The sequence below is a fragment of the Streptomyces sp. NEAU-174 genome (assembly GCF_052665095.1).
Genome location: NZ_JBQTCE010000007.1, coordinates 40,583 through 53,504 on the forward strand (window position 1 = coordinate 40,583; position 12,922 = coordinate 53,504).

At 71.7% G+C, this 12,922-nt stretch carries 11 protein-coding genes; 8 read left to right on the forward strand and 3 right to left on the reverse strand.

The genetic code is table 11. The features are described from left to right. Nucleotides 1–8 precede the first annotated feature (8 nt). Nucleotides 9–1,088, reverse strand: a complete 1,080-nt coding sequence (locus tag ACT2CW_RS20850) for an NADH:flavin oxidoreductase/NADH oxidase (protein WP_445517765.1) — start codon at nt 1,086–1,088, stop codon at nt 9–11. Nucleotides 1,089–1,314: 226 nt separating this feature from the next. Here ACT2CW_RS20850 and ACT2CW_RS20855 point away from each other — a divergent pair, with 226 nt between their 5' ends. The 5 genes from ACT2CW_RS20855 (at nt 1,315) to ACT2CW_RS20875 (ending at nt 6,538) form a co-directional block, all read left to right on the forward strand. After that, nucleotides 1,315–2,403: a WD40/YVTN/BNR-like repeat-containing protein gene (locus ACT2CW_RS20855; protein ID WP_445517766.1), complete on the forward strand. Its 1,089-nt coding sequence runs from the start codon at nt 1,315–1,317 to the stop codon at nt 2,401–2,403. A gap of 77 nt (nt 2,404–2,480) precedes the next feature. Continuing rightward, entirely contained in the window at nt 2,481–3,158 is a 678-nt protein-coding gene (locus ACT2CW_RS20860) for a uracil-DNA glycosylase (protein WP_164424233.1), read from the forward strand. Between the two features lie 39 nt (nt 3,159–3,197). Further along, nucleotides 3,198–4,019: a phospholipid scramblase-related protein gene (locus ACT2CW_RS20865; RefSeq protein WP_182469896.1), complete on the forward strand. Its 822-nt coding sequence runs from the start codon at nt 3,198–3,200 to the stop codon at nt 4,017–4,019. 4 nt (nt 4,020–4,023) lie between these two features. After that, complete coding sequence (locus tag ACT2CW_RS20870) at nt 4,024–5,247, forward strand: N-acetylglucosamine kinase (protein ID WP_445517767.1); 1,224 nt, start codon at nt 4,024–4,026, stop codon at nt 5,245–5,247. A 292-nt stretch (nt 5,248–5,539) separates the two neighbouring features. Continuing rightward, nucleotides 5,540–6,538, forward strand: coding sequence for a hypothetical protein (locus tag ACT2CW_RS20875; protein WP_445517768.1), 999 nt, complete (start codon nt 5,540–5,542; stop codon nt 6,536–6,538). Between the two features lie 95 nt (nt 6,539–6,633). Here the strand turns inward: ACT2CW_RS20875 and ACT2CW_RS20880 are convergent, their stop codons facing one another. Then, nucleotides 6,634–7,668: a lactonase family protein gene (locus ACT2CW_RS20880; protein ID WP_445517769.1), complete on the reverse strand. Its 1,035-nt coding sequence runs from the start codon at nt 7,666–7,668 to the stop codon at nt 6,634–6,636. Nucleotides 7,669–7,823: 155 nt separating this feature from the next. Between ACT2CW_RS20880 and ACT2CW_RS20885 the strand changes: the two genes are divergently transcribed. Further along, nucleotides 7,824–8,504 carry an HAD family hydrolase gene (locus ACT2CW_RS20885; protein ID WP_445517770.1) on the forward strand — a complete coding sequence of 227 codons (681 nt, stop codon included), beginning with the start codon at nt 7,824–7,826 and terminating at the stop codon, nt 8,502–8,504. 114 nt (nt 8,505–8,618) lie between these two features. Continuing rightward, a complete protein-coding gene (locus tag ACT2CW_RS20890; RefSeq protein WP_445517771.1) occupies nt 8,619–9,560 on the forward strand; it encodes a D-alanyl-D-alanine carboxypeptidase family protein in 942 nt (313 codons plus the stop codon). Nucleotides 9,561–9,655: 95 nt separating this feature from the next. On the opposite strand, the gene ACT2CW_RS20895 is transcribed toward ACT2CW_RS20890, so the two are convergent. Then, nucleotides 9,656–11,086 (reverse strand): DUF1996 domain-containing protein, encoded by a 1,431-nt coding sequence (locus ACT2CW_RS20895; RefSeq protein WP_445517772.1) that lies wholly within the window; start codon nt 11,084–11,086, stop codon nt 9,656–9,658. A 316-nt stretch (nt 11,087–11,402) separates the two neighbouring features. Between ACT2CW_RS20895 and dacB the strand changes: the two genes are divergently transcribed. Beyond that, entirely contained in the window at nt 11,403–12,746 is a 1,344-nt protein-coding gene (gene dacB / locus ACT2CW_RS20900) for a D-alanyl-D-alanine carboxypeptidase/D-alanyl-D-alanine endopeptidase (protein ID WP_445517773.1), read from the forward strand. Nucleotides 12,747–12,922: the final 176 nt, after the last annotated feature.

Here is a 12,922-nt window from a genome sequence, read left to right on the forward strand (position 1 = left end):
CGCGGCGCCTACCGGACCGCGCGGTGGTACTGGTCCGGGTTGTGCACCTGGCCGCCCAGTTCGGCCGCCGCATGGCGGGCGAAGTAGGGGTCCCGGAGCAGTTCGCGGCCCAGCAGCACGGCGTCCGCCTCGCCATTGGTGACGATCTTCTCGGCCTGCTCCGCCTCGGTGATCAGCCCGACGGCGGCCACCGGCAGCCCGGTCTCCCGGCGCACCCGCGCGGCGAACGGCACCTGGTAGCCCGGCTCCACCGGAATGCGCACACCGGCGGCGTTGCCACCGCTGGAGACGTCGAGGAGGTCCACACCGTGGTCCTTCAGCAGGGCGGCGAGCCGGACGGTGTCCTCCGGGGCCCAGCCGTTCTCCTCCAGCCAGTCGGTGGCCGAGATGCGGAAGAACAGCGGCAGTTCGTCCGGCCAGACCGCGCGGACCGCGTCCACGACCTCCAGGGCGAAGCGGACACGGTTCTCGAAGGAGCCGCCGTAGCCGTCGGTGCGGTGGTTGCTGTGCGGGGAGAAGAATTCATGGATGAGATAGCCGTGGGCGCCGTGGATCTCGGCCACCTCGAAACCGGCCGTGAGCGCGCGCCGAGCCGCGTCCGCGAACTGGCGGACGATCTCTGCGATCCGCGCCTCGGACAGCTCGTCCGGCACCGGATGGCCCTCGTCGAACGGGACCGGGCTCGGCCCCAGCGGCTGCCAGCCCCGCTGGTCGGCGCCGAGCGGCGCGCCGCCCCTCCAGGGGGCGTCGGTGGACGCCTTACGGCCGGCATGGGCGAGCTGGATGCCCGGGACGGTGCCCTGCCCCTTGAGGAAGCCGACGATCTTACGGAACGCCTCGACCTGGGTGTCGTTCCAGATGCCGAGGTCTCCGGGGCTGATGCGGCCCTCGGGGGACACGGCCGTCGCCTCGACGAGGATCAGCCCGGTGCCGCCGACGGCGCGGGCACCGTAGTGGACGAAGTGCCAGTCGTGCGGGACCCCGGCACCCTTGTCCGGATCCGCGCTGTACTGGCACATGGGCGACATCCAGAGGCGGTTGGGGATGGTCACCGACCGCAGGGTGAAGGGGTCGAAGAGGGCACTCATGAACGTCTCCGTTTCTCCTCGTGGGGTCCGGCCGGACCGCCGCTTAGTACGGTAACCATCGTAGTACGACGAACGTCAAATTACGAAGCTTCTCGTATAACGCGCAAGACCTTGTGTGCCGCGGCCGCTTCCGGGCCGTTGTCGGTGGGTGGGTGCAGACTCTGTGATGACGGACACATCCATGCGTTCCGCCGTCCCGTCCCCGCACTCCAAGGAGTGAGCCGTCATGAACGATGTCCTGCTCGCCGTCGGCACCCGCAAGGGTCTCTTCCTCGGCCGCCCCGGCGGCCGCGGGGGCTGGGATTTCACCGGCCCCCACTTCCCCATGCAGGCGGTGTACTCCGTCGGCATCGACACCCGGGGCGACCGCCCCCGGCTGCTGGCCGGTGCGGACAGCTCGCACTGGGGCCCCTCGGTCTTCCGCTCCGAGGACCTCGGGGCGAGCTGGCACGAGCCCGCCAGGCCCGCGGTGAGGTTCCCCGAATCCACCGACACCTCGCTGGAGCGGGTGTGGCAGCTGGAGCCCGCCGGGCCCGACGAGCCGGAGGTGGTCTACGCGGGCACCCAGCCGGGCGCGCTGTTCCGCTCCGAGGACGGCGGGGAGACCTTCGCGTTCGTCCGCAGCCTGTGGGACCACCCGCAGCGGCCGGAGTGGGGCGAGGGGTTCGGCGGGCAGGCCGTGCACACGGTCGTCACCGATCCGAGGGACCCGCGGGCGCTCATGGTCGCCGTGTCCTCCGGCGGGGTGTACCGCTCGGCGGACGGCGGGGAGAGCTGGGCGCCGTCCAACAGCGGACTCAGGGCGGAATTCCTGCCGGATCAGTATCCCGAGTTCGGGCAGTGCGTCCACAAGGTCGCCCGGGATCCGGCCGACCCCGACCGGCTCTATCTCCAGAACCACGGCGGGGTGTATCGCAGCGACGACGGCGGGGCGCACTGGGCCGAGATCAGCGAGGGACTCCCGGCGGACTTCGGCTTCGCGGTCGCCGTCCATCCGCGCCGCGGCGGCGTCGCGTATGTCTTCCCCGCCGCCGACGGCTCGGACCGCTACCCGCCGGGCTACCGCTGCCGGGTGTTCCGCACCGAGGACGCGGGCGCCAGCTGGGAGGAGCGGTGCGCCGGGCTGCCGGGCGAGCCGCACTACGGGGTGGTGCTGAGAGACGCGCTGCGCACCGATGACGCCGATCCGGCCGGGGTCTACTTCGGCAATCGCAACGGCGAGGTGTACGCGAGCGCCGACGAGGGCGAGAGCTGGCGGCAGATCGCCCACCATCTCCCCGATGTGCTGTGTGTCCGGGCCGCGGTGGTCGGCTGAGGGCGATCGCCGCAATCGGCTGAGAGTGATCGTGAGGTGGCACGCGGCCACCCGCTGAGCCACTAGAGTGACGCGGTGTGGCAGCACGACCCTTGAATGAAATTGTGGAAGCGGGCTGGGCCAAGGCACTTGAGCCCGTCGAGGAACGCATCGCGGCGATGGGCGACTTCCTGCGGTCCGAGATCGCGGCAGGCCGCACCTATCTGCCCGCCGGGCCGAATGTGCTGCGCGCCTTCCAGCAGCCCTTCGACGAGGTGAAGGTGCTGATCGTGGGTCAGGACCCGTATCCCACGCCCGGTCACGCGGTGGGGCTCAGCTTCTCGGTGGCGCCCGAGGTGCGGCCGCTGCCCGGCAGTCTGGAGAACATCTACCGCGAGCTGCACACCGACCTCGCGCTGCCGCGTCCGTCCAACGGCGATCTGACGCCCTGGACCCAGCAGGGCGTGCTGCTGCTCAACAAGGCGCTCACCACGGCCCCGCGCCGCCCCGCCGCCCACCGCGGCAAGGGCTGGGAGGAGGTCACCGAGCAGGCCATCCGGGCGCTGGCCGGGCGCGGCCGCCCCCTGGTGGCCATCCTGTGGGGCCGCGACGCCCGTAACGTACGGCCGCTGCTGGGCAGCTTTCCGGCGGTCGAGTCCGCGCACCCCTCCCCCATGTCCGCCGACCGCGGGTTCTTCGGCTCCCGTCCCTTCAGCCGCGCCAATGAGCTGCTGGCGCAGCAGGGGGCGCAGCCCGTGGACTGGCGCCTTCCCTGACCCCATAGTTCCAGGTGGGCGAGGGGTAGTCTGCCCGCCATGACATCACCTACGAACACCCCTCCGGGCTGGTACGCCGACCCCCAGGGCACACCGAACCAGCTGCGCTGGTGGGACGGTGCCCAGTGGACCGCCCATACCCACGCAGGCCAGCCCGGGCAGCCCCCACCGCAGCAGGCCGCCCCGCCCAACCACAACCCCGGCAAGGTCCAGCACCAGGTGCAGCAGCAGGCACATGTGGGACCCGCGGCGGGCGGCGGCGGCACGCTGTTCACCGAGCCGGTGCTGGTGGTGAACCAGAAGGCCAAGCTGATCGAGCTCACCAATGAGTACAGCGTCTTCGACCAGCACGGGCGCACCATCGGTTCGGTGGTCCAGGTCGGCCAGAGCACGCTGAAGAAGGTCGCGCGGTTCGTCACGAGCCTCGACCAGTTCATGACGCACCGGCTGGAGATCCGCGACGCCAACGGGCAGCCGCATCTGGTGCTCACCCGGCCCGCGAAGTTCGTGAAGTCCAAGGTGCTGGTGACCCGTCCGGACGGACAGCCGGTCGGCGAGATCGTCCAGCAGAACGTCTTCGGCAAGATCAACTTCGGCATTCTCGTCAACGGCCAGCAGGTCGGCGCCATCAAGGCGGAGAACTGGCGGGCCTGGAACTTCGCCATCGTCGACCACACGGACAGCGAGGTCGCCCGGATCACCAAGACCTGGGAGGGCCTGGCGAAGACGATGTTCACGACGGCGGACAACTACGTCCTCCAGATCCACCGCCAGCTGCCCGATCCGCTGCTGAGCCTTGTGATCGCCACGGCCCTCACCGTGGACACGGCGCTCAAGCAGGACTCGCGCGGATTCGGCTGAGCCGGTGGCCGATACGGTGCCCGACACCGCGGCGACGCATGTGCTCGGGATCGATTCGGGCGGCTCGGGCGTACGGGTGGGGGTGGCCCGCGCGGACGCCTACCGCGGCTCCGCCGCGCAGAACCCGCTGACCGGGGCCCCGCCGCCCATGTCGTCCACGCCGCTGGGGTGGTCCTCGGCCACGCCCGCCGTCGTCGGCGCCCGGGGCATCGACGCGGAGGACCTGCTGGCGCGGGTGCTGCCCGCCGCCCGGGAGCTGCTGCGCGAAGCCGGGGCCCGGCGCCTCGGCGCGGTCTGCGTCGGCGCGGCGGGCATGGCCACCCTCGGGGACGACCTGCGCGCCAGACTCCCGGACGCGCTCGCCGACGCCCTGGGCGTACGGCGACTGGCCCTGGCGGCCGACGCGGTGACCGCGTACGCCGGGGCGTTGGGCCAGCGCCCCGGCGCGGTGGTCGCGGCGGGGACGGGGCTGATCGCGCTGGGGGCGGTGCCGGAGGGCGTCGCGGAGGGCTTGGACGCCGCGTCCGACCCGGATGACGGGTCGTCCCGTACGGGCGGTGCACCCGGCACGGGCGGTGCGTCCAGGACGGGCGGCGTACCCGGAACGAGCGGTGCGCCCGGCACGGGCGGCGCATCCGCCGCGGACGGCGCCGCCCCGGGCGGGAACACTCGCTGGGCCGCCACCGGCTGGCGGCGGGCCGACGGGTGGGGCCATCTGCTGGGCGACTGCGGCGGCGGTGCGTGGATCGGCCGGGCGGGCCTGGAGGCGGCGATGCGCGCGTACGACGGGCGCGACGGCGGCTCGAAGCCGCTGCTGGCCCGTCTGGAAGCCGTCTTCGGCCCCGCGACCGGGCTGCCGGGGAAGCTGTATCCGCGCCCCGACCGCCCCGCCGTCCTGGCCTCCTTCGCCCCCGAGGTGGGCCGGTGCGCCGCCGAGGACCCGGTCGCGGAGGCGATCCTGCGGACCGCCGCCCGCCATGTCGCCGAGGCCGCCGAGGCGGTCTGCCCCCGGCTGGAGTCGAGCGAGGTGGCGCTCACCGGCGGGCTGTTCCGCATGGGTGCGCCGCTGCTGACGCCCGTGCGCCAGGAGCTGGCGGCGCGGCTGCCCGGGGTCCGGGTCACCGAGGCGGCCGGGGATCCGCTGGACGGGGCGCTGTGCGTCGCGGCGGCGCTGGCGGCGGACGAACTGCGGCTGCCACGGGACCCGACGCTGCTCAGCGTCGTCTGAGCCGTCTGAGCGCACGCCCCGTACGGAAGACGACGCGGGCACGAAGCAGTACGCCCGCCGCGGGACGCCCAACGCAGGGCGCCCGATACGGGCGTCCCATACGGGTGCCCACTACCCGGCGACCCATATCGAACGCCATGACCGACGATTCCGGACACATGACTGATTCTTCGACCAAGTATGGCCGCTGAGCGCACATCAACACACAACACCGGTCGACAGAGTGGGACATATACCCCCAGTCACCCCCTCCCGAACAGCCGAGCCCATTGAGCGACTAACATGCGGCGCCATGAGCTCCCCCACAGGGCCCGCGTCCGGCCTGCCTGTACGAATGCCGCGTCCCCGCCAGCCCGGACGGCACCGCCGACCGGAGCCCGCCGCCGTACCTCTCGGTGCGCCTCCGCTGGTGCTGGCCGTCCCCGGTGCGCCGAATGACGGTGCCCGGCGCCTGGCCGAGGAGCTCCTGAGCATCGCCCGTTCCGAGATGCCCGGGCTCGACGCCCAGATCGGTTTCCTGGACGGCGACGGCGAGGAGTTCCCGCAGCTCGAGGCGGTGCTCACGCGCGCCGCCCAGGAGAACCCCGAGCGTCTGCGCCAGGCGGCCGAGGCCGCCAAGGCCCTGGCCGACGAGGCGGCGGAGGCGATCGCCGCGGCCGAGGCCGCGGGCGAGGTCGTCGACGAGGTCCCGCCCGTCCCCACGGTGCCCACGGACGGCCCGGCGGCCGTCGTGGTCCCGCTGCTCGCGGGCCCGGACAGCGGCCAGCTGCGCCGGATACGCCAGGCCGTCATGAGCAGCGGCTCGGCGGCCGAACTCACCGACGTCCTCGGCCCGCATCCGCTGCTCGCCGAGGCCCTGCACGTACGTCTGTCGGAGTCGGGCCTGGCCCGTGCCGACCGCGCCCGGCTCTTCACGGTCGCGACCGCCGCGGACGGCATCATCCTCGCCACGGTGGGCGGCGAGGAGGCTGCCCAGGCCGGGGGCATCACCGGCATGCTGCTCTCCGCGCGCCTCGCGGTGCCGGTGATGGCCGCCGCGCTGGACGAGGACGGGGCCGTCCTCCGCGTCGCCGAGCAGCTGCGCTCGGCCGGCTCCGCGCGGCTCGCCCTCGCGCCGTACCTCATCGGCCCGGAGGTCTCCACCGAGCTGATCTCGGCGGCGGCCGAGGAGGCGGGCTGCTCGGCGGCCGAGGCGCTGGGCGACTACCCGGCCGTGGGCAAGCTGGCGCTGGCGAAGTACGCGGCGGCGCTGGGCATCACGCTCCAGCAGGCATCCCCGGCGATGCGCTGACGCGGCGGGCGAGGAACAACGGACGACGAGTGGGGGCGGTGACCACAAGGTCACCGCCCCCACTCACATCAACACTCTCATCAACCGGACGAACGTCACCCGAAGACCACACAGGACGCCGCCGGGACCGGAACCGAACCCCCACGGCGCGGCACCCCGCTCGACGGATCGATGTCGAACCAGGTGACATCGCCCGAGCGCTCATTGGACACATAGAGCCGTCGTCCCGACGGGCCGAGCGTCAGATCGCGCGGCCAGTGGCCACCACAGGGCGTGGTGGTGACCAGCTCCACGCGGTCGCCCGACGCGTCGAGGGCGAGCGTCGCGATGCTGTCGTGCCCGCGGTTCGCGGCCCACAGGAAGCGGCCGTCCCCGGAGACCACGACCTCGGAGGGGTAGGTCTCGACGTCCGTACCCTCGGGCACCACACGGGTCTCACCGAGCGGCTCCAGAACGCCCGACGCCGCGTCCCAACGGCACGCGGTGATCGTCGGATCGAGCTCGTTGATGACATACGCGCGGTCGCCCCGCGGATGGAACGCCAGATGGCGCGGACCGCTCCCCGGCCGCAGCCGGACCTCACGATGCGGACGCGGCCCGGGCAGCGCGTACACCCACACCACGTCGATCCCCAGGTCCACCGCGAGCAACCAGCCGCCCGACGGATCGGCCGCCACGGCATGAGCGTGCGGCCCCTCCTGCCGCTCCGGATTCGGCCCCCTGCCCTCATGCCGCAGCACGGCCACCGGCTCCCCGAGCCGGCCGTCCTCCAGCACCGGCAGCGCCGTGACGCTGCCGGACCCGTAGTTGGCCGTCAGCAGCTGCCCCCCGGCAAGCGCCAGATGAGTGGGCGCCGCACCGAGCACCGGCACGGCCTCCCCGACCAACGAGGGCGGATCCTGCCCGACGTCCAGAGCCGCGGCCGCCCCGTCATCGGTCTCACTCACCGCGTACAGCACCCGCCCACCGGGCGCGACCGCCAGATAGGACGGATTGACGACCGCGTCCGTGGAATTCCGGATCCGCAGCGCCCCCGTCTCATCATCCACATCGGCCACGGTGACCCCGGCCCCACCCGCCGAGGTGAACGACCCGATATACGCCCGCCACCCACTCCCTGTCACACCCACCGCACTACCCTTCCGCCGACTCCGGTTCGGTATCCGCTCGGGGCCGACGCTAACAGAGCGGTCTAGACCAACACGCCGCCACACGGGCCCTCGGCGGGCCCGGCGTACGCGGAGTTCCGGCGATAGCGCGAGCGAACTCTTGGCATGCTGTCCCCATGAGCACCATGCCCGCCGTGATCTTCGACCTGGACGGCACGCTAGTGGACAGCGAGCCCCTCTACTACGAGGCGGGGAGGCGGACCCTGGAGCGGTATGGGGTCGCCGGCTTCAGTTGGGAGGAGCATACGCAGTTCATCGGGATCGGGACCCGCGAGACGCTGGAGACGCTGCGCGAGCGGTATGGCATCGAGGCGCCCGTGGAGGAGCTGCTCGCCGTCAAGAACCGGCACTATCTGGAGCTGGCGGCCACGACCGAGATCTTTCCCGAGATGCGGGCCTTCGTGGAGCGGCTGAGGGATGCCGGGCATCCGTTGGTCGTGGCCTCCGGGTCGTCGCGTTCCGCGATCGAGACCGCGCTCAAGGCCACGGGGCTGGACGCGCTGCTGCCCGGCTATGTGTCCGCGGAGGACGTGGGCCGTGGCAAGCCGGAGCCGGATGTGTTTCTGGCCGCGGCGCGGCTGCTGGCCGTCGAGCCGGGGCGGTGTGTGGTGGTCGAGGACGCCGGTCCAGGGGTGGAGGCGGCGCGGCGGGCCGGGATGCGGTGTATCGCCGTGCCGTACGCGGGCGGGCCCTCCCCGGACGGGGAGCTGTTCGCCTCCGCGGGGCTGCTCTTCCGCGGCGGACAGCCGGAGTTCGACGCCCGGCGGGCCTATGAGTGGGTCACCAGCGGTAGTTGACGCCCCCGCGACCGGTCGTGGCGGCACCCCGGACCGCGGCCACCGTCCCTCCAGTGAGACGATGCGCGCATGCCCGGACATTCACCGGCATGTCATAGGAGAGACGGAGGGCGTATGGAAAGACGTGGGGGTAAGGCGATCCGCCGCTGGGGGACGGCGGTCATCGCCTCGGCGGCGGCCTTGGCGGTCGCCGTGCCGGCGACCAGCGCGCAGGCCACCGAGGCCATGCGCGGGCCGTCGGGGGTCAGCGCCAAGGGCGCGTATCTGCTGGACAACGGCACCAACAAGCAGCTGTGGGCCAAGGCGGCGGACACCAAGCGGCCGATGGCGAGCACCACGAAGCTGATGACGGCGATGGTGGTGCTCGACAGCCGGGGGCTGAATCTCAACAAGAAGGTCTCCGTCAAGCAGTCGTACATCGACTACACCGCGCGCGTCGGTGGCAGCAAGGCGGACCTCCAGAAGGGGGACAAGCTCACCGTCAAGCAGCTGGTGTACGGGCTGCTGCTGCCGTCCGGCTGCGACGCGGCCATGGCGCTCGCCGACACGTTCGGCACGGGTGACACCACCGCCAAGCGCACCAAGTCGTTCATCGCGCAGATGAACAAGAAGGCGTCCGCGCTGGGGATGACCAGGACCCACTACGACACCTTCGACGGCATCTCGGAGGGGGGACAGAACTACACCACACCGCGCGACATGGCCAAGCTGGCCAGGCACGCGCTGCGCAACGCCACCCTCAGCACGGTCGTGAAGTCCGTCGACACCATCCAGAAGGCCCCGGCCGCCAACGGCAGGACCCGGACGTACTACTGGAACAACACCAACCGGCTGCTGGGCTCGTACAGCGGCACGATCGGCATCAAGACGGGCACCGGTACCGCGCCCGGCAGGTGCCTGGTCTTCGCCGCGAAGCGTGACGGACGCACCGTCGTGGGCGTGATCCTCAACGCGCCCAAGCGCTACCCGGACGCGAAGAAGATGCTCGACTGGGCCTTCCAGGCCAACACCCAGGTGACGTGGCGGCAGCTGCCCAAGGGCACGCCCCAGGACTGAACCTGCTGAACCGCCGCACTGCGGTGCCCCGGCCGGATGTGAAGTCCGGCCGGGGCGCCGGGCCCTGCGGGCGGCGGGCCCTACGGCAGCGGCCGTCAGCCGCACTTACGCCCGGTGTTGATGCACTTCACGGCCTTCTTCATCAGCGAGTTGGACATCACGTTGATGAAGTCGCCGTGGTCGGTCACCGGCTTGTGCAGCTGCTCGGGGAAGCTGTCGACCGCGAAGAGCGAGCCGGGTGCGACCTTGTAGGTGATCCGCTGGATCAGCTGCGGGATGGGCTTGAACCCCTTGGCGCACGCGCCGTTGGCGTCCGCGAACGCCACATGGGTGCGGTGGTTCGCGCTGTCGGCGTTCTTGCCGTCCCAGCAGCTCTGGAACTTGAACGTACGGACCACCTTGCTGCCCTTCGGGCAGAGCGGGTACTTGTCCTTCAGCTGCCGGTTCTCGAAGCCGGTGCAGCTCCACGAGGCGTTGGCGTTGGCCGTGCCGTTGGTGAAGGCCTTGGCGTCGCCGGTGATGATGCGCAGGAACTTGGGCATCGCCACGACCTTGGACACCGCGCTGCCGCGGAAGGTGATCGATGCGGTGGCCGGCCGCAGGATCTTCCCGATGTTGCCCTCGGTGCCGCCGCCGGGCGCGTCGGCGTCGACCTCCTTCGTCCCGTCCTGCTGCCGCAGGACCGGCCAGTAGTGGGTGGAGCGGTCGCCGTTGGTGCAGGTGGTCCCGGCGGCGGCGAGGCCGTCGTTGGTGGAGAAGGCGTCGGTGTCGCGGTTGCCGACGTAGTCGTGCATGTGGTGGGCGCCGTTGGACACACCGGGGGCGACGATCACGTTGTCCGAGTTGAAGTGCTTGTTCTCATTGCGTCCGCAGCGCGATGAGAAGGTGCCGCGGGAGGCGTTGCCCCGTGTGCGGGGGTTCTTGACGTTGGGCTTCACCTTGCGGATGTCCACGAAGTCCGCCCGGACCGGGCCCGACTGCGCCTGGCCTCCCGCGGCCGGAGCGGCGGGGGCGGCCGTTCCCGCGGCGGGAGTGGCGCCCGCCGACGCGGCAGCGGGTGCGGCGGCGGGGTCGGGCGCCTCCTGCACGGTGCAGGACGCCATCGTGTCCAGGCCGGACGGGCGGCTCGCCACCCGGTCGATCTCGTTCCCGATGCGGTTCAGCGCGCCACGCCGCTGGGCGGTCAGCGGCTCCAGCACCCGGGTGCGCACCCAGTCCCGGTCGGCGCCTGGACCGCGCGCGGCCAACTGCTTGTAGGCGTCGGCCACCTGGCTGTCCATCGTCGCCAGTTCCTTGTCCACGGTGGGCCGCGCCTGCTGCGGCACACTCGCCAGCCGGGTCGCGGCATCCGGGCACTTGACGGTCATGGCCATCCGCGCCGACGTCTGCTGCCCGGCCGACTGGCGGGCGGCGGAAGCGTCGTTGTCGGTCATCAGGAGAGCCCCGCCGCCCACGGCCAGTGCGGTCACTCCGACCACGGTCAGCCCGATGACCCTGGATCGCTTGTGTCTCTTCTTGTTCCTCATCCTTCGCCCCTCATCGGCAGTCTCCATACGCCGGGGACGTCTTGCCCTCGGCCACGTCGGAGCGCGCTCCCCCACCCGTCCCGGAGTGGAAGGCACAGCCCGACGCCGATGGATACGGACGGCGGGGCGATCGTTCTCAACGGTGGTCGCAACATCTCGTAAATAGCCGGAGGAGTCGGTGCAGGGATGGATCTCCCTAGTGGCTTCACCACATGTCCACCGACCGGCGGGGACGGAGCCGATCAGTCGCGGTTAAAGTGTGTGCTTCGCTCTACCAGCCCTGTTGTCCCTCCTACGCGCCCGCGGAGCCCCCCACATGTCCAGCGCGACCTCGTCCATCGGGCGTCATCGCAAAGCCAAGCCCATGAGCCTCGCGGTCCGCCGCGCGTTCATCATCGCCGCCGTCCCGGTCACCGGTGCGCTGCTGTCCGCTCCGTCCGCGCTCGCCGCCGACAAGAGCACCAAGACCACCACGACGGCCCAGTCCGTGACCGCCGACGGGCTGGACCCCGCCGAGCAGCGGATCGCGGAGAACCTCAACACCCGCGCGCAGAACCCGAACCTCGGCGACACCTTCAGCGGCATCGTGCTGGACTCCGCGTCCGACAAGGTCATCTGGGGGCATGACGCCGACACCGCGCTGATGCCCGCGTCCAACGCCAAACTGGCCACCGCCACGGCGGCGTTGACCGTGCTCGGCCCCGAGCACCGGTTCACCACCAAGGTGGTCTACGGCGACGGCACGCTCACCCTCATCGGCGGCGGCGACCGCATGCTGACCACCGCCGATCTCACCGAGCTCGCCAAGACGGCCGCCGCCGGGGTGAAGCTCGGCGGCCTGGACTCGGTGAAGGTCCGCGTCGACGACAGCCTCTTCCCCGAGCCGACCCTCGCCACCGGCTGGAACGACTCCTACTACGACGACCAGGTGTCGCCGGTGCGCTCCCTGGTGGTGGACGGCAAGCTGTCCGCGGACACCTCCATCGACGCGGGGAAGGTCTTCGCCCGGCAACTCGCCGACCAGGGCGTCACCGTCGACGGCGAGGTCACCCGCGGCACGGCCTCGGCCACGGACGTCCCGGTGGGGCGGCACCTGTCCCCCACCCTGGCTGAGACGATCAAGAAGATGCTCAAGAAGAGCGACAACGACATCGCCGAGACGGTGCTGCGCATGACCGCGCTCGGCGCCGGCCGGCCCGCCACCTACGAGGACGGCACGGCCGTGGTGCGGGACGTCCTCAGCCGCCACTACGGGGTCTCGATGGACAACTTCGAGATCCACGACGGCAGCGGGCTCTCCCGCGCGGACCGCATCCCGGCGCGGACCGTGGCGGACATCCTCGACCTGCTCACCGATCCGCGCTACAGCGGGCTGCTGCGCTCCATCGACGAGGGCCTGCCGGTGGCGGGCGAGGCGGGCAGCACCCTGGGCCCCGAGTGGGGCCGCTTCGACACCGCGGACTCCCAGTGCGCCGTCGGCCGGGTCAAGGCCAAGACGGGCACGCTGACCGGCGCCATCGCGCTCAGCGGTCTGACGAAGGCGGAGGACGGCCGGTGGAAGGTCTTCTCCTTCATCGAGAACCAGTCCTCCGCCGACCCGGCCGCCACCAAGGACACCCTCGACGGCCTGGCCGCCACGGTCAACGGCTGCTGGGCGTAGCCGCAGGGCCCGCGTACTACATCGAGCAGCTCTGCGGGATACAGGCCGTCGATCCGGCGGTCGCCGATGTGGTCGGGGGCCGCTTCCCGCGGGCCCGCTCACCCCGGAACAGGTCCACGAGGTGATGGAGAACCTCACGGGCCGGCGATAGCCGGGCCGACCTGCCTGGATTCCGT

Bases quoted from the DNA above. Each gene is read 5' to 3' on its own strand.
- ACT2CW_RS20890 (WP_445517771.1), top strand. From the start codon at position 8,619: ATGGAAAGACGTGGGGGTAAGGCGATCCGCCGCTGGGGGACGGCGGTC.
- ACT2CW_RS20850 (WP_445517765.1), bottom strand. From the start codon at position 1,088: ATGAGTGCCCTCTTCGACCCCTTCACCCTGCGGTCGGTGACCATCCCC.
- dacB (WP_445517773.1), top strand. From the start codon at position 11,403: ATGTCCAGCGCGACCTCGTCCATCGGGCGTCATCGCAAAGCCAAGCCC.
- ACT2CW_RS20855 (WP_445517766.1), top strand. From the start codon at position 1,315: ATGAACGATGTCCTGCTCGCCGTCGGCACCCGCAAGGGTCTCTTCCTC.
- ACT2CW_RS20865 (WP_182469896.1), top strand. From the start codon at position 3,198: ATGACATCACCTACGAACACCCCTCCGGGCTGGTACGCCGACCCCCAG.
- ACT2CW_RS20895 (WP_445517772.1), bottom strand. From the start codon at position 11,086: ATGAGGAACAAGAAGAGACACAAGCGATCCAGGGTCATCGGGCTGACC.
- ACT2CW_RS20885 (WP_445517770.1), top strand. From the start codon at position 7,824: ATGAGCACCATGCCCGCCGTGATCTTCGACCTGGACGGCACGCTAGTG.
- ACT2CW_RS20875 (WP_445517768.1), top strand. From the start codon at position 5,540: ATGAGCTCCCCCACAGGGCCCGCGTCCGGCCTGCCTGTACGAATGCCG.